The following is an 18,800-nucleotide window of genomic DNA, read 5'->3' as shown; positions in this document are numbered from 1 at the left end:
CGAGACGATTGATAATAAGAATGCTAAAGGGATCATTGGGAGCTCTTCTACAGAAAAAGAAAAGCAGTGGGGTATCGCTGGGGTCGTTAGGACGGCCAGTATTCCTTATGAAACGGACACTGAAACAGTATCAACGTTTATACCGATGATGTTTTTTGAGAATGATTATGTATTTATTAATGGTATGGAAGGCGGCGTTTTTTTATATCAAGAAAGTGAATGGCAATTAAGTGCCTTGATGAGACTTCGTTATTTTGATCTCCCTAAGGAAGTTCAAAATCAAGCGGGTGGAGATGTTGTCGATACCGGTTTTCAAGTTCGTTACCATATTGACGATGAGTGGTTTTTTGATTCAGAGCTAATGGTTGATCCTGAGTTTCGTGCTTATATGAATTTCACATTAGGTGCGGAAATTGAGTCTGGTGACTGGTGGTTTAATCCAAGTATTGAAACTCGATGGAAAGAAGCCGAGTTTAATAATTATTATTATGGTTTAAATGACGATACTAACGACAGATTAAGTGCAGGAGTTGATGTGAAAGCGGGTTTTATGTCTCGCTACCATGTTACGTCTAATTTATATCTTCTGGGAGGAAGTTATGTCTCTCGTTTAGATGATAGTGCCTATAGCAGTGAATATATTGATAATCGTTGGGAATTTGAATATTTCTTAGGGGTGGGCTTTTTTACCGATAGCGGTACTTCTTCCCGAAAAGACATTAAAAATAAGCCGTATTTACGAATCGCACATGGGTGGGCGACTCCTTCAAATATCGGCGATATTATTAATTTAGATACAGAAAAAGATCCTTACAATAATCAAATGACGTCTGTGTTTTATGGATTACCTTTAACAGATGAGTTGTTTTCTTTGCCGATAGACCTTTACTTGACTCCAGGTTATGTACAGCATTGGAAATCAGACGTACAAGATTTAAGTTCTGAATTTGTTGTCGCAATTAAAGCTTATGTAACTGTGCCATGGCCAATAAAATGGAGATTTGGTGTTGCAGAAGGCCTTTCGTACATTAACCATGTTTCCTATATTGAACAGTCTGAAATGGATGAAAAGGGCTATAAAGAAAGTAAATTGTTAAATTATCTTGATTTCTCTTTTGATGTCAATTTAGGCGATTTATTTAATCATCGAGATCTTGATGGTGTCTGGGTTGGTTATAGTATTCACCACCGTTCAGCTATTTTTGAAAATTCATCCCAATATGGCAGGATTAAAGGCGGCAGTAACTACAACAGTATCTATGTTCAATTCGATATTTAAATTATTCGACTAAATATAAAATAGCGCTGTATTTTTAATACGGCGCTTTTTTATATGTATAAATTATGTCAGATAAATATGGCCTGGTTTATTTAGCTATGAATTCTATTTTTTCGTCAATGATATAACGAGCAGTCATTATCTTGACTATAAAATCAATGAGTTAATTTTTGCGATCCAATGTTGCAACTTGTGAATTATAGCCATGTGTTTTTTGAACTTTGTCATAAAATAAGCTGAATATTAATGATTAACGGATTACTTTAACGATATTACTTTGCGATGAAAATTAAGTGGGTTATTATTTTTTTGAGACGAGTGTCTTATGATTTAAACGCTTGTATAAAGGATCACTATGCGAGTACTTCAAAAAATCACAATAGGGATGTTAATTTTCTCTATTGGTATCCTAACTTGGTATCATTTTTACGGTGATACAAAAACGATAACGATTAGCCCAAATATGCATGCATATTATGCCGCTGACGATACTAAGGTGGGTGGTATTAGTGAATCAAGACTTGTTGATGGTAATGGACAACCAAATTTAATATGTGAACTAAAAAGGGGTAACTATCCTTGGCCTTATTGTGAGGCGGCTATTCACCTTTCAGACAGCATTTTTAAAGGAATAGATCTCTCTGATTATTCAAAATTAGTGTTAGATATTGATTATAAAAGTACAGATCCTAACGGCCGTTTACGTGTCTATTTGCGTAACAGTAACCCCGCTTATACAAAAAGAAATGATGCAGCATCACTAAAGTTTAACGGTATTGAGTATGAGCCTGGTTTTAATACTGGACCAAAAGAGATTGATTTATCAGACTTCCAAGTTCTTACTTGGTGGATTGCAGATTATAAAGTAGCTGTTGAGCATGCCGCTCCAGAGTTTTCTAATATTTCGATTATTGAAATTGCGACCGCATCGGGTGTAGCTGATGGTGAGTTTGACATAACAATTAATAGCATTGAGTTTCGTGGCGTTTGGATAAAAGAAACGACATTACTCAAAAGTATTTTATACGTATGGTTAGCAATAATCATGAGTTATGTTTGGTATGAACAGAAAAGGCTTAATAAAAAGCTTAAAGCAAGTACTTATCGTGAAGGTAGGCTAAAAAACCTTAATGACAGCCTAAAAGAAAAAAATGTGGAGTTTGCTGAGCTTGCTCATCGTGATTCATTAACAGGAGCACGAAACCGAAACGCGGTGAGAGCTTGGCTTGATAGAATGTCACAACAAGTGCGCTGGGGTAAGCAAACATTTTCTGTTATCTATATTGATATTGATTATTTCAAAAAGGTTAACGATGAATTAGGCCATCAAACCGGCGATGATATATTAAGAGAGTTTGTATTGGTCATTACGGGAGCTATCAAAAGTACAGACTTTTTGGTCCGCTGGGGAGGGGAGGAGTTTATTGTTTTCAGCCCAAATCATAATTTAGTAGAAGCTGCTGAAAAAGCAGAGCAGATCCGCCATACAATTGAACATCATTTATGGTGTCATAATGAACCCTTAACCAGTAGTTTTGGGGTGGCTGAAATGAAAAACGAACGAATTACAGAAGTCATTGCACGAGCGGATGATGCTTTATATAAAGCAAAAAATGCCGGTCGTAATAGAGTTGTGATAAGTCAGAATATCGTAGTAGCAGAGTCTAGCGTTCATTATATAAACTAACAATTTTCAAAGAAGCCTTATTGTTTGATGCAGTAAGGCTTTTTTAGTGATTATTCAACAGGAGGAGAGCTATGTTTAATCGGTTCTTTAGGGCCTAGAAACTTTGGTTGAACATGAAATACATACAAATCTAGCATCGCTTTGGTTCTTGCAAGTACTTCTCTGAATCGAATTTTTCTGTTTGCCCATCCGGTGGGTGATGGAACGACTAAACAAACAGTATCCATATCGAAATGGTTAGAAATAAATACAGCACGTTGACAATGAAATTCTTGTGTAACAATAGTTAAGCTATTGGCATCAAATATTTCTTTGGCTCGTTGTACTGAATCTAATGTTCTAAATCCTGCGTAATCAAGCGTTATTTTATCTTCGGGGATCCCTGCTTTTAATAAATCGCGCTTCATTGTCCATGGTTCATTATATGAACGATGAGCATTATCACCGCTTAATAAAAAATGTGAGACTTTATTTTGTTTAAATAAAGCAATTGCAGCATCAATACGGTATTGATAATAAGGGTTTAATGTTCTACGAATATACTTACTAGTCCCTAGAACTAATGCCGTTTCTTGAGCCGGAAGGGCTTCAATGTCTTGGTATAATTGTGATTGTGTTGAAAAAGACATATAAAAATCGGCAGCTAAAACACAAGATGTAAGTGTAATCATTACAATCGTTGCTATTTTTAGCCACTTCTTCATTATGTCAAACACTGAGATTGTCATCATTCCTCAACTTAAATTAACGATACTTACACTTGGCGATTTTTCTGTGCCCACGCACCAATTATAATAAAGGTCGAAAAAACAATAGCAAGCATAAAAGCTGGCTGAATAGAGCGTAAAGCAGAACTGAGAATAGGCGATGCTTTTACAATTAACAATCCATAACCAAATGCATTAATGCCAATGAAAGCCCCTGTACGGATTAGGAAATGTTTACCTGATAAAAAGGCTCTAACTGCTCGATTAATATCACCGCCAAGCATAACAAGAGCACAAGCAATCATTGCAATTGAGATATCAGATAAATAAGGAGTTAAGTAGCTCCCCATGGAATTAAAAAAAGAAACAATGTGATTCATGTAAGCCATCTTTTTATAAAATAATTATTGCTGACTATTCTATCTCTTATAGAACAGATAGTTAAAAAAAAACCAGAGAAATGTTCTCTGGTTTTGATTTCGGTTGAAACTTTTAATTAAAACGCAGTTCGTTTGTAGCGACGGTAAACCGGTTTCCAGAAGTATTGTTCAATTTTTTGATGCAATGCTTCGTCGGTAATTTCTAAGGCATAACCTTGTTCGATTGCTTTTTTAGCAACGGCGAAAGCAATTTTCTTCGATACAGTATGAATTTCTTCCAATGGTGGAAGAAGCGCACCTGAGCCATTAATCGCCAATGGAGAACACTCTGCTAATGCACGACTTGATTCTCTTAACATTGCATCAGAAACACGAGTTGCTTTAATTGCTAAGACACCGAGACCAATACCAGGGAAGATGAAGCTGTTATTACATTGTGCAATTGGGTAAGTTTGACCGTTGTGAGTTACCGGATCAAACGGGCTACCTGTTGCTACTAATGCTTGTCCATCAGTCCAACGAATAATGTCGTTTGGCGTTGCTTCAACACGGCTTGTTGGGTTAGACAGTGGGAACACAATAGGACGTTCACAATGTTTATGCATCTCTTGGATAACTTCTTTACTGAACAACCCAGGGGCACCAGATACACCAATCAATACGGTTGGTTTAGCATTACGCATGACATCAACAAGAGAGTAGTTTGGCTCTTCAGAAACCCATTCTTTCGTATTTTCTGCTTTTTGAACTAAGCGTTGTTGGAAATCAAGCAGGTTGGGCATGCCTTCTTGCAATAAGCCCCAACGGTCAACCATGTACACTTGAGAGCGAGCTTGAGCATCAGAGATACCTTCCGATACCATCTGAGCAATGATTGCTTCTGCAATACCGCACCCAGCAGAACCGGCACCAAGGAAAGTCACTCGTTGCTGAGCTAATGAACTTCCTGCTGCTTTACATGCCGCAAGTAAAGAGCCAACAGTAACCGCAGCGGTTCCTTGAATATCATCATTAAAGCAACAAATACGATTTTTATAACGTTCAAGTAAAGGCATCGCATTTTTCTGAGCGAAATCTTCAAATTGAACGAGAGCTTGAGGCCAGCGACGTTGAACGGCTTGAATGAACTCTTCAACAAAATCTTTATATTCGTCACCAGTAACACGAGGATGACGCCAGCCCATGTACATAGGGTCAGCAAGGCGTTGAGGGTTATTTGTACCCACATCAAGAACGATTGGTAAAGTATGAGCAGGGCTGATACCACCACAAGCGGTATACAGTGCTAATTTACCAATTGGGATGCCCATGCCACCGATCCCCTGATCACCTAGACCAAGAATACGCTCACCATCAGTCACCACGATAACTTTTACGTTTTGGTTTGCAGCGTTGTTTAGTAGATCATCAATGCGGTTTTTGTTTTCATAAGAGATGAATAGTCCACGACCACGACGGTAGATGTTTGAGAAGTTTTCACACGCAGCACCAACGGTTGGTGTGTAAATAATTGGCATCATTTCGCTGATGTGGTTTTGAACTAAGCGATAAAACAAGGTCTCATTCGTGTCTTGAATATTGCGAAGGTAGATATGCTTATCCATATCATTTTCAAAACTTTGATATTGCTTATAAGCACGACCAGTTTGCTCTTCAATACTTTCGATAGCTTCAGGAAGTAAGCCTTCTAAGTTAAAATATTTACGCTCAGTTGTGCTGAATGCGCTGCCTTTATTTAGCAGAGGAGTACTTAGAAGTGCTGGGCCAGCATAAGGGATATATAGGGGACGTTTGTTGTTATTCATTGTTATGCTTCTTCAAATCAAGAATGAACCACAGATCCTATGCCTACTTAACGCAAATATCAAAGCGTGAATGAAAATAAAGTGCGAATAGAGTCATGTTTTTATCAATCAAATCCGCTAAAGTAGTGAAATATCCTTTTATCTCTCGGTTTATATGTCTTTATTACCAATTAATGCGATTCATTCTGAGTTTTCTGCTTCTATTCCACGTAAAAATTTAGTTATTCAATCTGAAACGGGATCAGGGAAATCAACACATTTACCGTTATGGGCTGCTGAATATGGCAGAGTATTAGTGATTGAACCAAGACGAATTGCTTGTACTGCTTTAGCTGAGTATCTCGCTTTACAACATGAGTGTGTTTTAGGGACTGATATTGGTTATGCGATTAAATTGGATGCTCAATATAGCGAGGACAGCAAGATAGTCTTTGTTACTCCAGGTATTGCGTTAAAGTGGTTTATGGAAGATAGATTAGCAACGTTTGATGTTGTGATGATTGATGAGTTTCATGAGCGCCGCTGGGATACCGATATATTATTGGCCCTGTTAAATAAACACCAAAAACATCGGTTGATTTTGACGTCGGCAACAATGGAAAGTCAGAAATTAGCAGAATATGCCAATGCTGACGTATTAACGGCTGAAGGACGCCAATTTGAGGTGATGATTTCAAATATTGCCGATCACCCGCAGAAAATGCCTTCGAACCAAGATTTAGAACAACGAATTATTGAGGCTTTAGTAAACACATTAAAGCAAGGTGAAACCGGAGATATATTGGTATTTTTACCCGGTAAAAAAGAAATAATACAATGCGTTCAAATTGCGGCTACAAAATTCTCCAACACTGTAGCCATTCCTTTATTTGCAGGCGTATCTGATACTTATCGACATCAAGCTTTAACTCAAACTTCTCAACAACGAATTATTTTCTCTACTAATATAGCTGAGACGTCGCTAACCATACCAAATGTTACTGTTGTCATTGATTCTGGATTAGAGAGAAGGACGCACCAGCGTAACGGGCGAACGACTCTTTCACTGCAAGCGATTTCAAAAGCGAGCAGAGATCAACGTTCAGGACGAGCAGGTCGTACTCAAGCAGGGCGAGCCATTCGATTGTTTGGCGAACACGCACCATTAGAGTCAATGACACCTCCAGAATTACAAAGAGAAGAATTAGTTGAGGCAGTACTTGCTGCCGCAAGTTGTGGTGTTAAATTACGTGAGATAGCGCTTCTTGAATCCTTGCCTGAAAAGTCACTCTGTTTAGCAGAGGAAAAATTAAAGCAAATGGGGGCGATTGATTCAGAATTACTCATTACCGACTATGGTTTACGTTTATTTCCTTTGCCTATTGATACTCTTTTTTCACACATGATTTCAGTGGTAGAAGGTAAAGCGGAAAAAGAAACCGTGATTGATGTAGTCGCGGGATTATCTGTATCAAATAAACTGTGTTCATTGTCTAATTCTGAGATGGCGCTAGATGAATTTTTACGCTGGAATCCAAAGTCGTGTGATGTAGTAACGCTAGTTTCTATTATTCGTGGGCATGAATGCCATGGATTAACGATCGATGATGAGTTGCGTAAAGAAGCACAAGCTCTCGCGGTACAAATTAGGTCAGAATTATCATTACCTGAGTTAGAGGCGAGTAGTCGATTAAAAAGAGATGAAGTGTTACAGCAATTGGTTAAAAAATTACCAGAGCTAGTTTATATTCGAAGAGAAAAACGAAGAGAAGCGTTTGGTAATGGTAAGCAAGAGGTTGTATTAGGACGACATAGTCATTTTTTGCCTGTTTATGAGGCTGCTGTTGTGTTTGACCAATTTTCTCTTCCCGGAAGAGGCAATAAGCAGACTTTAACGATAGGTACAGCCTTAGCGCCAATAGAATTATCTTGGATTATTGATTCTGGACTGGCTGACTGTCGTATTGGCGAATGCATTCATGATGATAAAGATCTGAAAATCGCTCATGAATATTATTATGCAAATCGACTGTTAATGATTAAATGTGTAGAGCCCACAGAGGTGGATGCGATTCCAGCAATCGTCTCTCAAGTCATGGAGGGGAGCATATTACCGTCATTTAAAGAGAAAAGAATGACTGAAATTGCGGCTTGGCAACTCTATTGTCAACTTAATGGCAATAAAATAAGTTCAGTAGTGACGTTTGAATCTTGGTTTACAGAACAATTAGAAGATCTTGGTATTACTTCTTTAGAAGAGATGACGATATTTGATGAAACTGATTTTATATTTGATGGGATCCCTGAGTGGGAAATGTCTGACTTTATAAAAACCTATCCTCAGCATGTTGTTTTGCCGGATATCACCTTATCTGTCGACTATTTCCCTCAAAGTAAGCGTATTTTGCTAAATTATGTAAAAGGCCAACGAAAAGGGGATGTTAAAAGGTGGGAGCTTCCAACCTGGTCTGGTTGGCGCATTCAATATAAAAAAGCCAGTCGTAACATTGACGTTAGATAACTCTGTGAGTTAGCGTCAATGTCGGTATGTATTTTGCTTATTAGTGAAAAAGACAGGTTTCTGACAAAAGGTCAATTATGAAAAAATGGATGCTATTAATTGCATTGGCGTTACCCTTCATGACATCAGCAAAAACGCTTAATAGTATTTCTGCTTACGAAGACAGTTATTTGCTAGGAAGTTACACCGATAAAATAAACAAAGACGAATACGTGAGTGGTGGATTTGAAGATGCAAATGGTCTTCAAAATGTAGAAGTAAAGTTTCAGTTTTCCTTAGCTGTTCCATTAATTCCGATGAATAATACTACGGCTTTTATGTTTTCTTATACCCAAAAGTCATTATGGCAATTAGGTAACAATGAAATATCATCACCTTTTAGAGAAACGAACTATAAACCTCAATTTTTTGTGATGCATCAATCCAATATGTTGTTTTTTAACAGCGCAGAATTTGGTTATATGCATGAATCTAATGGTCAAACATCTGGATTATCTCGCAGTTGGGATCGCGTTTATGGCTCTTTAGAGCGTCTTGATGGACCGGTACAGTATGGTTTTCGTGCATGGTATGTCTTTAGTGATGAAGAAAATAACGAAGATATTAATGATTTCATGGCCCCTTACGATGTATGGTTAAAATTAGGGAATGACATTGGTGAATTTTCAACTCGATTTCATTATAACTTTGATACAAATAAAGGTGGCGTAGAAGCGGCCTACACGTTGTATGTAAATAAATTCATTGGCTTGTATGTTCAAGGTTGGACCGGTTATGGCGAAACGTTGATTGATTACAATTATAATCACAGCCGTATTGGTATTGGTATGAGATTATTACCACCAAATTAAGAGTGAATTTTATATACGATAACCCTCGTCATTTTTTGAATAGACCCTAATTTAGGGATTATTTGGTCTATGACAATGATCATTGTGATCCGTTTAAAATTGAATTACGATCGCGGCAGTTTTTTATTTGGATACACAATATGATAATAATGATGTTATTGAGTTTTGTTCTTATTGGGGCGGTACTGTGGTGGTTTTTTAGTCGCGGTAATGCAGCGTCATTGAATCCAGTTTGGATGATATTTATAGTCATCATTAGCATGATTGTTATTTTTTCTTCGGGTTTACGCCCTGAAAAGTTTGCTGTAAATAATAAAGTCATTACTGAACCATTAGGGCCCTTGTCGTATGATGACAAGATGCGCTATTTAGAAGACCAATTGAAAGCGTCGCCAAACGATGCTGAATTGTGGTTTGAAATAGGGCAAGGCTATTTACTTAATGGTGAATTGAATGCAGCCAATATTTGTTTTGGTTATGTTATTCGACTAACCGAAGAACCAACAGCAAATCAATACGCAGCCAAAGCTACTGCTCAGTATTATCTACATTCTCAGTTATTTGATGAAGACATAGAAAAACTATTGGATAAAGCGTTGGCATTAGATGAATACAATCAAGCGGCCTTAACGTTAATTGCTTCTGACCATTTTGTAACTTTCCGTTATCAAAAAGCAATTAATGCATGGCAGAAAATTTTAGATTCTGAACGTGTAGATGTTGATAGAGTCACTATCATTAATTCGATTAACCAAGCGAAACAATTAATGCAAGCTCGTCGCTAGTTAAAGAGTTAAAGAGTTAACGATATGAAAAAGCCGATATTTCATTTGAAATATCGGCTTTTTTTATTGTTTATTAATGATAATTAAAACGCCACAATAATAAACATTCAGTTGAGTAACGTATTATTGTATTGGTGGATAATCTTTGGCTTCACGTTCTTTTGCTTGCTCATCCCATTTAGGTGCGAGGGTTTCTAAGAAATGTTTTTTCTCCGCTTCCATGCCTTCCATATCCATTCCAAGGGCTTTTTGTGCCGCAGCCTTGGTTGAAATGTCAGGAATAACTATCGGGTCGGTAATGCCTTTTTTCGCTAGTAGTCGAATAAGTTTAGTTCGCGCATCAGCCGCTTTATCAACAGCAGTGCCTAATACTTCTAGGGCGATTTCAGGTGCATGCATATGAATACCATGTGAAGCAATTGCATAATCCCAACGCCATTGTGCATGACGGATATCTAATAGGATAGGTTCCATCTCTTCTTTTGTTGCTCCAGCATCCCATGCCGCTCCTGCTTCAAAATGCGCAGCGACAATTTGACGCTCTGCTGTTAATTTCATTTTTAAAACTTGAGCTTTACGGCTTGCGACGACACCTTGTAGCATTTCTTTTGATTGCGTATGACAATTAGCACACGTATCTTCAAAGCGATCAAATGGGTTACCCACTTTGTGGTCTGTATAAACAGTGCCATCTTCATTTGTTACTTTTGGCATATGACAATCAACACAAGTGACCTTGTTTTTACCATGGATGCCTTCACGCCATGTTTCGTAGCCTGGGTGTTGTGCTTTTAGCATTGGAGCTTTAGAGACTTTATGAGTCCAATCACTAAAGCCAATTTCGTCATAGTACTCTTCCATTTCGTCAACCGTAGTCCCTTTATCCCAAGGGAATTTAACGGCTTTGGTTTTTCCTGTGAAGTAGTATTCGACGTGACATTGACCGCATACAGAGGCTTGTTGGTCTAAGCGTGATTGATCATCAAATGGTTTATTGATTGCATCCATTGCTCGTTCAACATGAGGTTTAGTAATAGCTAACGCGGGCTCGCCATTTTTAAATTCTTCGCTACGAGTATCGTGGCAATCAGCACAACCAATCGGGTTTTGAATTTCACTGCCTAAACGAGCCCATTTACCAGAAAAATAGCCATCTTCACCTTGTTCTTCGATGACACGGCCAACATCTGGGCTTTTACAGCTCCAACATGCCATTGGCATTGGGCCAGAGTTTGCATCGGTTGGGCCTGCGGTACGTAAGGTTTCACGTACATCATCTATCGCGTAAAAATGCCCACGGGCTTTATTGTAGTCTTTAGCAAAACCATAGCCTGCCCACATGATAACCATGTTTGGGTCTCCAGCTAAGGCATCTTCAATTTGTACGCTGTCAGAAGTAGATCGCCAAGATTTATATTGTTCAGCATGTTCTTTGGCATACGCTTCATTACGAGGGTCAACTCGTTCATTTTTTTCAGAATCGGCAAAGCTGTGGCTACTTAATAATAAGGTAGTCACCATGGCAATTGCAGCGACTGAACGACGGGTCCATTGCTTTTTCACAGTTGATATCTCCAATATTCTTGTTATGAATTAGCCAAGCGTTGTGAGAACGACTATCAATCAGAATTGGAAACATAATGAGTATATCGTAGATAAGGAAAGGTCATTTTTTCATCGGAGTTTGTATTGATTTACATCAAGTTACATAAGTGATCTATATCACCAATAAATATTTATACCTCTAAAGTATTAACTTAAATGCATCTTATTAATAATGGTTCTTATTTACCTTATATAACAGTGAGATAACTCTATCTGCGCCATATCACAAAAGTGGTAGACAGATGCATTTTATAAGACACACTTTGTATTATTTCGACACATTTATATATAAACTGTCTCTGTTAAGCGTTGTGGCTAACTATCCAGTGAGAATTGATTTCAATGAAGAGTGTATTTCTTCATCAATACAATCACTCATCCATTTTATTTATGTTCGATCTTTGATTGATTTGACTGAAATAAAATAGGAAAGGGAAGGATATAACATGGGCAAAGTTAATTTAGCCATAGTCACAATGTTGAAGCTACTCTTCGCATTTTGTCTCTATGGTTTGTCTCTCAATGTTGCAGCGGATGAATCACCCCAATTAGTTGATGCTAATTCATCTGTTCGACATGAAGTGACACTGATTCGTGACCGAGATTACGCATGTACTCAATGTCATAAAGACGAAAAAGAAACACTCAAAGGTTCTCACGGTAAGAATGCATTTGACGTACTTAAACGTGATGTGAATTGTGTTGAGTGTCATAAATCAATTGGGCCTGATCATCGAGAAGGCGCACCTCAAGTAACCAAATATTCTGCGGCACAATCAAAAGCAGGCACGGAAAAAGTGACCCTTTCGTTTGATGAAATTTTACAAGCTAATAGCCAGTGTACTGATTGCCACACTTCAGAAGATTTGCGTGATGATAGCTGGACGCATGACGTTCACGCTAAAAATCTAACCTGCTCATCTTGTCATATTGTGCATGGAGAAAAAGAAGCGGTACTTTCTTTTGACCATTCATCAAAGATAAAGATGTGTGTTGACTGCCACGCTGATTTTAATCAGAAAGAAAATAAGCTAGGAGAATAGTATGAGTTGTTCTAGACGAAATTTTTTAGCTGGTTCGGGTGCGGTTATCTTTACTACCGGAGTCGCAACTACGTCATTAATAAGCAGTAAAAAAACGCTGGCTTATTCAATGGAAGATGGCGCAAAACGTTATGGTATGGTGCATGATGAGACGGCCTGTATTGGTTGTACTGCGTGTACTGAAGCGTGCCGTGAAGTGAACAGTGTGCCAGAAGGGGTTTCTCGATTAGAGATTATCCGTAGTGAACCGCGTGGAGAGTTCCCTGATGTCGATTATCGCTTTACGCGTAAGTCATGCCAACACTGTGAAAATGCACCTTGTGTAATGGTGTGTCCGACAGGCGCTGCTTATAAAGACGAAGCAACTGGTATTGTCGATGTCCATAACGAAAAATGTGTAGGGTGCGGCTACTGTTTAGCGGCGTGTCCTTATCAAGTACGTTTCTTTAACCCTGTTACTAAATCTGCAGATAAATGTGATTTTTGTCGTGAGACGAATTTAGCTCAAGGTAAACAACCTGCGTGTGTTGAATCGTGTCCAACAAAAGCACTTATTTTTGGTGATTTGAACGATAAAGACAGCGAGATTAATGCGGTATTAAATAATAGCGTATTCTACCGAGATAAAGTGGATCTAGGCACTAAGCCTAAGTTATTTAAGATCCCAAACCAAAAAGGGGAGATTTAAGATGAGTGCATGGGAAGCTGCGTTTAATTTTGACTCCTTAGTTTGGGATTGGATCATTGCGATCTACCTTTTCTTAGCAGGTATGTCTGCCGGTGCCGTGATGATTTCACTGTACTTGAAGCGTAACGTCATTGAAGGAGATCCTGCGCATAACGGCATTATAAAAGCCATGGCGATTTTAGCGCCTTTTGGCATTATTGTCGGCTTGCTGATTTTGGTATTCCATCTAACAAAACCGTTAGCATTTTGGAAAATCATGATCTACTTTAACCCAACCTCGGTAATGTCGATGGGGGTGGTTTTATTCCAAGTCTACATGGTCGTCTTGTTTGCTTGGATTGGGATTATTTTTCGCAAAGATATCATGGGATTTTTAAAAGGGAAGTTCACTTTTATTGATGCTATTTTGTTGAAAATAGAGAAGTTTGAAAATGCGTTAGAATTGTTTTTAGGTATTCTTGCAATAATGCTTGCTGCCTATACTGGGTTTTTATTGTCCGCATTACAAACCTACCCAATGTTGAATAATCCGGTATTGCCGATTCTATTCTTGTTCTCTAGTTTATCTTCTGGTGCCGCGGCGTGTTTGCTGTTTGGTATTTTAGGTTTTGGTGAATCGAGTAAGAGTCCTGCAGTGTCATGGATACATAACTTTGAACGACCAGTCGTGCTGTTTGAGTTGTTTGTTATTATCACTTTCTTTACTGGATTGATCTTCAGTGGTGGCCAAGGTGAAGTAGCTGCTTGGGCTGCAATTGGTGGTGGATTTTGGGGTACTTGGTTCTGGGTAGGTGTTATTGGCCTAGGAATGATCACGCCATTGGCGCTCAATGCATTTGCACCTAAAGAAGTCTCGCACAGTAAGGGCTTTATTTTTGTAGTCACATCATTGAGCTTAATTGGTGTATTAATGCTTCGTACCTTTGTTTTATACGCAGGACAAATGACCGTCGTATAATGCAGTATCGTCATGTTTATCTTAAGTTACTTATTTAAGTCACAGTAGGATAAGCATGGCGTTTTTATTTTTTGAGGGGATCAGTGGAGTTATATGATTGCTGAAATAGGTCAATTTTGGTTAATAGCAACGATGGTGTTATCTTTTGTTGCTTTCATGTCTGCTATATATGGAATATTACGATCTCAGTTAGCTTGGGCAACGTTGATTTTCCCTCTCTCGATTCTTAGTACTTTATTTTGCTTTCTTTCCGTCTCTGCATTGGGGTATGGCTTTTATATTGATGATTTTTCAATCCGATATATTGCTGAACACTCTAATTCTGCATTACCTGTATTTTTTAAAATTGCCGCTATTTGGGGGGGGCATGAAGGATCATTATTGTTTTGGGTATTAACCTTAACGCTATGGGCAGGTTTAATTACGCTAAAGAGAAAAACAATACAAACAGAGTACGTTATTAGAGTATTACTGGTACTTAATGCGCTAATTGCTATTTTTGCTGCTTTTACTTTATTTGCTTCAAACCCCTTCATTATTTATATCAATACCCCAGTAGAAGGTCGAGATTTGAATCCAATGCTGCAAGATATTGGATTAATATTTCATCCGCCATTATTGTACTTAGGTTACGTTGGGTTTGCCGCAACATTTGCTTTTGCACTTGCTGCGTTGATGATGAAAGACGTACCGCAATATTGGGTTAAACACGCAAGACATTGGACACTATTAGCATGGTCATTATTGACTGCTGGGATCAGTTTAGGCTCGTGGTGGGCATATTATGAACTCGGTTGGGGCGGTTGGTGGTTTTGGGATCCGGTTGAAAACGCCTCTTTGTTACCTTGGTTAACCGCAACGGGTTTACTGCATACCTTAATCGCGAGTGATAAGAAAAACCAACTTCTAAAAACGTCGATGATCCTGTCATTAGTGACATTTTGTTTGAGTATTTTAGGGACGTTTGTCGTCCGCTCAGGGGTGCTTACTTCTGTTCATGCATTCGCGGTGGACCCAACTCGTGGGATCATTCTTCTTCTGATCTTATTTGTGGTTATGTTAGTCTCTTTTTCTCTGTATTCATTAAAAAGTAGACAGTTAAATAGCCAGCCTATTCGTCATTTTATCAGTCGTGATTTTCTATTTTTATTGCTCGCAGGTTTATTTTTAATCGCAACAATCACAGTATTACTTGGCACATTTTATCCTATGATTTTCCAAATTTTCGGATTAGGAAATATCTCCGTTGGAGCGCCTTATTTTAATCTGTTATTTGTGCCAATGGCGATTGTTGCTTTGTTCATGATCGCCGTGTCGGTCTTTGTTCGTTGGGAAGGAAAGACGACAAATGCAAATACCAAGAAGATCGTTATTTCAGGCTTGATGTCTATTGTGCTAGGGCTAGGAATATATCGTGTTCAATATGAAAATATCGCAGTAATTCCTAGCTTGGTTTGGGTGCTAGCTTTCGCTGTAGTAATGGGGTCTATTTGGTCGCTGATACAGTCCAAAGGCAAAGCGCTAGGAATGGTTATCGCTCATATTGGTATTGCGATAGTGATGATTGGTGCAGCGATGAATAGTGAACACTCTTTTGAAAACAGTGCGAAAATGGAACCGGGCATAACCGCTAAATTAGCCGATTATGAGATCACTTATAAAGAAACCGAATTACTGGTAGGTTCAAATTACACTGCAGAACAAGCAAATCTATTGATACGTGAAAATGGCAAAGAAATAGCCATGGTTCAGCCACAACGCCGTCATTATCAAGTTCGTGTAATGAACATGAGTGAACCTGCAATGCATTGGTTTTGGCATGGTGATATATACGTGACGTTAGGTGAAAAATTAAAAGACGGCAGTTTCGCATTACGTTTACAATATAAAGCGTATGTACGATGGATTTGGTTTGGGTCTATTTTGATGGCGCTTGGTGGTGTATTAGCTATGGTAAAAAGAAAGAGTAATTATTCATGAAATCAACAGTAAAAATAGGGATCGCCGTTGGTGTATGTGCGATTGTCTTTATCTTGTTACTGACAGGATTAGAAACAAAAGAATCGACAACATCAACCGCAATGGTAGGGCAACCTATTCCTGCGTTTGAATTACCAGAAGTCATGGATACTTCCATATTATTAGATGAATCGTTATTTCAACAACAGCCACTAACTTTGCTAAATGTTTGGGCTGCATGGTGTGGGATTTGCAAAACAGAACATCAGTTTTTACATCAATTAAAAGAGCAGGGTGTGAATATTATCGGTTTGGATTATAGAGATGATCGCATTGCAGCTAAACAAGTATTAGAACAAACAGGCAGCCCTTATCAAGCGGTGATTTTTGACCCTAGGGGCTCTCTAGCGATGGATTTAGGTGTATATGGCACACCAACAACGTTTCTAGTGAATCAACAAGGTATTATATTACATCGCTTTACTGGTGCTTTAGATGAAAAGAAATGGCAGCGTGAATTTGCTGACTTTTTTGAGGCGAAATAATGAAGCGTTCTTTTAATCTATTGGTGTCGTTATTCTGCTTATGTTCTGTATTTTCCGTTAATGCATCATTGGATAGCAGTAATGGTTTATTTGTTGCTGCTGACAAAGCGACAATAGAAAGTGTAGAGCTGTTTGAATTTGATTCTCCAGAGCAGCAGCGACAAGCGATAGCATTGGCGAAAAGCTTACGTTGTCCACAATGTCAAAATCAAAATTTAATTGAGTCAAATTCACCGATAGCGAAAGATCTGCGTTTAGAAGTGTATCAACAGATCAAAGCAGGTAAGAGTGATAAAGAAGTGGTGGCATTTATGACGCGTCGTTTTGGCGATTTTGTTTTATATGAACCGCCATTAAATGCTAAAACCTATGTACTTTGGCTATTGCCGTTATTGTTACTTATTGGCTTTGGCATTATGGCGGTTAAATCAGTGAAGAAGAATCGTAAACAGTAAGCTTAGCTTGCTAATGCGGTGTGCTCTGCTTCATAAGACCATTCTACACAACATTTTGCTAATATTTCTAGTGAGTCTAAGCACAGCTTTGGTGAATTCATATTTTGTTCAGCCAATGCGACAGGAATTTCAGTACAACCAAAAATAACCGCTTCTGCACCTTGGGCTAGCATATCTTCAAAAACAGGTAACATCATCGCTTTCCCTTTCTCTACATTACCTGCTTTTACTTCGTAAATTCCTGCCATCACTGCTTGTTGTTGTAAATCGTCAGTTTCAATCACATCATTTAAAACAAAAAAAGTCGCAATTATTGGTGGGCAATCATTGCGACTTTCTATTGCATATTATGCGTATCGTTATCAAGCTAGATTACATCCTGCGGGTGAAAAAGTGTGGAGTATTCTTTGTGATATCGAGTCTTAATTATTGATTATGGGTTCTTTATCAAAACTGATGGTTGGTACACAAAGAATTAAAAGGGACGCACTGATAATAGAAGCCATTAGATCTGTTGGCCAGTGCATTCCAAGCCATATACGGCTAAGCCCAACACCAATGCCCCATGTCAAGACAAGGAAAGTAAGCAAATAGTGCTTATGACGGAGTAAGAAACCTCCCCAAAATAAAACGCAAATTGCTGCAAAAATAGTATGCCCTGATGGGAATGAATAGTTCATACCACTACGCCATTGTTCGATACGAGCCGGGCTCACAATGTTTTCCACCTGCGTAATAAGTATGTCTTTATTACTTTCACTAAGGGCATAAAAATTTTCTGGACTATCGATTAAATCAACTTGGACTAAAGCCTGAGTATAAGGTCGAGGAATTTCTGTGATGGCTTTAACGCCAATTTTGAGGGCTAAACTTAACACTAAAAGGATAGCAAATTGAACATACAGAGCGCCTATTTTTTTTATAGGTAAACGCTTTAGTATAGGAATACTACAGAATATAGCTGATGTGAGAAGAAACATAGGCGACCCAGCAGAGCGACTTAACCAACCCAAACCATGACTTCCTATATTTGATAAAGGATCAAATAAATTTGGGGTTGGGATGATTAAAAGTATAGCTAACATACTTAAAATTAAAAGAATAAAAATAGCTAACTCATAGGTGCGGTATTTCGGTGAAAAAGAAAATAACATAGTAATTCATTTAATAAAATCAAGTAAAGGTAGTGTACTTTGCTTAGATTATTTATGGTCAAAATAAAGTAAGAAAGCCCACAATAAAATAGAGCGACAGGCCGTCATTGTAACAAGATATTTCAAGTGATCAGTGTTTTATTTTTTAAAGTACCGTTATCTGTATTAATCATTGTAAGAGTAGATTTAAATGTTTGTCAAAAAACACGGGTCAGATATCTGCTCCGAAAGCATATCCATACACTCCTCACTCTATAAAAATAGAGCTAAAATGATAAGGCATTCTTTTTGATTTAATTCATAAAATTGATAGGTCGCTCAATGAATATAGACTCTAGAGGTATAGAGCCTTTTTTTTGCTTATAAAAAATGGTCTAATTACGCCTCATTCCTAATTCC

At 38.2% G+C, this 18,800-nt stretch carries 16 protein-coding genes and 2 pseudogenes; 12 read left to right on the top strand and 6 right to left on the bottom strand.

Annotated elements, in window-relative coordinates:
- Positions 1 to 7: 7 nt before the first annotated feature.
- Positions 8 to 1,279: a MipA/OmpV family protein gene (locus A6E06_RS09550; protein WP_065592508.1), complete on the top strand. Its 1,272-nt coding sequence runs from the start codon at positions 8 to 10 to the stop codon at positions 1,277 to 1,279.
- 355 nt (positions 1,280 to 1,634) lie between these two features.
- On the top strand, positions 1,635 to 2,966 hold the full coding sequence (locus A6E06_RS09545; protein WP_065592471.1) for a GGDEF domain-containing protein: 1,332 nt from the start codon (positions 1,635 to 1,637) through the stop codon (positions 2,964 to 2,966).
- Between the two features lie 50 nt (positions 2,967 to 3,016).
- Here the strand turns inward: A6E06_RS09545 and A6E06_RS09540 are convergent, their stop codons facing one another.
- The 3 genes from A6E06_RS09540 to A6E06_RS09530 form a co-directional block, all read right to left on the bottom strand.
- Positions 3,017 to 3,694 (bottom strand): vancomycin high temperature exclusion protein, encoded by a 678-nt coding sequence (locus tag A6E06_RS09540; protein ID WP_065592472.1) that lies wholly within the window; start codon positions 3,692 to 3,694, stop codon positions 3,017 to 3,019.
- A gap of 26 nt (positions 3,695 to 3,720) precedes the next feature.
- Positions 3,721 to 4,053 (bottom strand): DUF3392 domain-containing protein, encoded by a 333-nt coding sequence (locus A6E06_RS09535; protein WP_060991277.1) that lies wholly within the window; start codon positions 4,051 to 4,053, stop codon positions 3,721 to 3,723.
- Between the two features lie 116 nt (positions 4,054 to 4,169).
- Positions 4,170 to 5,858 (bottom strand): NAD-dependent malic enzyme, encoded by a 1,689-nt coding sequence (locus A6E06_RS09530; RefSeq protein ID WP_065592473.1) that lies wholly within the window; start codon positions 5,856 to 5,858, stop codon positions 4,170 to 4,172.
- Positions 5,859 to 6,012: 154 nt separating this feature from the next.
- Here A6E06_RS09530 and A6E06_RS09525 point away from each other — a divergent pair, with 154 nt between their 5' ends.
- The 3 genes from A6E06_RS09525 to A6E06_RS09515 all read left to right on the top strand — a co-directional run bounded on the left by A6E06_RS09525 (position 6,013) and on the right by A6E06_RS09515 (position 9,994).
- Entirely contained in the window at positions 6,013 to 8,358 is a 2,346-nt protein-coding gene (locus A6E06_RS09525; RefSeq protein WP_065592474.1) for a helicase-related protein, read from the top strand.
- 77 nt (positions 8,359 to 8,435) lie between these two features.
- The gene (locus tag A6E06_RS09520; protein ID WP_065592475.1) at positions 8,436 to 9,209 is read left to right on the top strand and encodes a phospholipase A; all 774 of its coding nucleotides are present in this window, start codon (positions 8,436 to 8,438) and stop codon (positions 9,207 to 9,209) included.
- Positions 9,210 to 9,349: 140 nt separating this feature from the next.
- The gene (locus tag A6E06_RS09515; RefSeq protein ID WP_065592476.1) at positions 9,350 to 9,994 is read left to right on the top strand and encodes a heme lyase; all 645 of its coding nucleotides are present in this window, start codon (positions 9,350 to 9,352) and stop codon (positions 9,992 to 9,994) included.
- 123 nt (positions 9,995 to 10,117) lie between these two features.
- Here A6E06_RS09515 and nrfA read toward each other — a convergent pair whose 3' ends face one another.
- Entirely contained in the window at positions 10,118 to 11,557 is a 1,440-nt protein-coding gene (nrfA, locus tag A6E06_RS09510; protein WP_065592477.1) for an ammonia-forming nitrite reductase cytochrome c552 subunit, read from the bottom strand.
- 488 nt (positions 11,558 to 12,045) lie between these two features.
- Between nrfA and nrfB the strand changes: the two genes are divergently transcribed.
- From nrfB to nrfF, 6 genes are all read left to right on the top strand, one after another.
- Positions 12,046 to 12,642 (top strand): cytochrome c nitrite reductase pentaheme subunit, encoded by a 597-nt coding sequence (gene nrfB, locus A6E06_RS09505; protein ID WP_065592478.1) that lies wholly within the window; start codon positions 12,046 to 12,048, stop codon positions 12,640 to 12,642.
- A 1-nt stretch (position 12,643) separates the two neighbouring features.
- Positions 12,644 to 13,330 carry a cytochrome c nitrite reductase Fe-S protein gene (nrfC, locus tag A6E06_RS09500; protein ID WP_065592479.1) on the top strand — a complete coding sequence of 229 codons (687 nt, stop codon included), beginning with the start codon at positions 12,644 to 12,646 and terminating at the stop codon, positions 13,328 to 13,330.
- Between the two features lies 1 nt (position 13,331).
- Complete coding sequence (gene nrfD / locus A6E06_RS09495) at positions 13,332 to 14,288, top strand: cytochrome c nitrite reductase subunit NrfD (RefSeq protein WP_065592480.1); 957 nt, start codon at positions 13,332 to 13,334, stop codon at positions 14,286 to 14,288.
- A gap of 93 nt (positions 14,289 to 14,381) precedes the next feature.
- Entirely contained in the window at positions 14,382 to 16,268 is a 1,887-nt protein-coding gene (locus tag A6E06_RS09490) for a heme lyase CcmF/NrfE family subunit (protein WP_065592481.1), read from the top strand.
- Entirely contained in the window at positions 16,265 to 16,792 is a 528-nt protein-coding gene (locus A6E06_RS09485) for a DsbE family thiol:disulfide interchange protein (RefSeq protein ID WP_065592482.1), read from the top strand. Before A6E06_RS09490 ends, A6E06_RS09485 begins: the two co-directional genes overlap by 4 nt.
- On the top strand, positions 16,792 to 17,247 hold the full coding sequence (gene nrfF / locus A6E06_RS09480; RefSeq protein ID WP_065592483.1) for a heme lyase NrfEFG subunit NrfF: 456 nt from the start codon (positions 16,792 to 16,794) through the stop codon (positions 17,245 to 17,247). The genes A6E06_RS09485 and nrfF overlap by 1 nt, the downstream gene beginning before the upstream one ends.
- A 2-nt stretch (positions 17,248 to 17,249) precedes the next feature.
- Here nrfF and A6E06_RS09475 read toward each other — a convergent pair.
- A pseudogene (locus tag A6E06_RS09475) lies at positions 17,250 to 17,531 on the bottom strand (aspartate/glutamate racemase family protein); the annotation flags it as partial.
- 13 nt (positions 17,532 to 17,544) lie between these two features.
- Between A6E06_RS09475 and A6E06_RS20210 the strand changes: the two are divergent.
- Positions 17,545 to 17,673 (top strand): annotated as a pseudogene (locus tag A6E06_RS20210) (LysR family transcriptional regulator); the annotation flags it as partial.
- Here A6E06_RS20210 and A6E06_RS09470 read toward each other — a convergent pair.
- The gene (locus A6E06_RS09470) at positions 17,670 to 18,401 is read right to left on the bottom strand and encodes a phosphatase PAP2 family protein (RefSeq protein ID WP_065592484.1); all 732 of its coding nucleotides are present in this window, start codon (positions 18,399 to 18,401) and stop codon (positions 17,670 to 17,672) included. The pseudogene A6E06_RS20210 and the gene A6E06_RS09470 sit on opposite strands and share 4 nt — an antisense overlap.
- Positions 18,402 to 18,800 lie beyond the last annotated feature (399 nt).

Source organism: Aliivibrio sp. 1S175, assembly GCF_001690985.1.
Classification (GTDB): Bacteria; Pseudomonadota; Gammaproteobacteria; order Enterobacterales; family Vibrionaceae; genus Aliivibrio.
The sequence above is the reverse complement of the archived record's forward strand: the minus strand, read 5'-3'. Positions and strand labels throughout refer to the sequence as shown.

Bases quoted from the DNA above. Each gene is read 5' to 3' on its own strand.
- A6E06_RS09545 (WP_065592471.1), top strand. From the start codon at position 1,635: ATGCGAGTACTTCAAAAAATCACAATAGGGATGTTAATTTTCTCTATT.
- A6E06_RS09540 (WP_065592472.1), bottom strand. From the start codon at position 3,694: ATGACAATCTCAGTGTTTGACATAATGAAGAAGTGGCTAAAAATAGCA.
- A6E06_RS09535 (WP_060991277.1), bottom strand. From the start codon at position 4,053: ATGAATCACATTGTTTCTTTTTTTAATTCCATGGGGAGCTACTTAACT.
- A6E06_RS09530 (WP_065592473.1), bottom strand. From the start codon at position 5,858: ATGAATAACAACAAACGTCCCCTATATATCCCTTATGCTGGCCCAGCA.
- A6E06_RS09525 (WP_065592474.1), top strand. From the start codon at position 6,013: ATGTCTTTATTACCAATTAATGCGATTCATTCTGAGTTTTCTGCTTCT.
- A6E06_RS09520 (WP_065592475.1), top strand. From the start codon at position 8,436: ATGAAAAAATGGATGCTATTAATTGCATTGGCGTTACCCTTCATGACA.
- A6E06_RS09515 (WP_065592476.1), top strand. From the start codon at position 9,350: ATGATAATAATGATGTTATTGAGTTTTGTTCTTATTGGGGCGGTACTG.
- nrfB (WP_065592478.1), top strand. From the start codon at position 12,046: ATGGGCAAAGTTAATTTAGCCATAGTCACAATGTTGAAGCTACTCTTC.
- nrfC (WP_065592479.1), top strand. From the start codon at position 12,644: ATGAGTTGTTCTAGACGAAATTTTTTAGCTGGTTCGGGTGCGGTTATC.
- nrfD (WP_065592480.1), top strand. From the start codon at position 13,332: ATGAGTGCATGGGAAGCTGCGTTTAATTTTGACTCCTTAGTTTGGGAT.
- A6E06_RS09490 (WP_065592481.1), top strand. From the start codon at position 14,382: ATGATTGCTGAAATAGGTCAATTTTGGTTAATAGCAACGATGGTGTTA.
- A6E06_RS09485 (WP_065592482.1), top strand. From the start codon at position 16,265: ATGAAATCAACAGTAAAAATAGGGATCGCCGTTGGTGTATGTGCGATT.
- nrfF (WP_065592483.1), top strand. From the start codon at position 16,792: ATGAAGCGTTCTTTTAATCTATTGGTGTCGTTATTCTGCTTATGTTCT.
- A6E06_RS09470 (WP_065592484.1), bottom strand. From the start codon at position 18,401: ATGTTATTTTCTTTTTCACCGAAATACCGCACCTATGAGTTAGCTATT.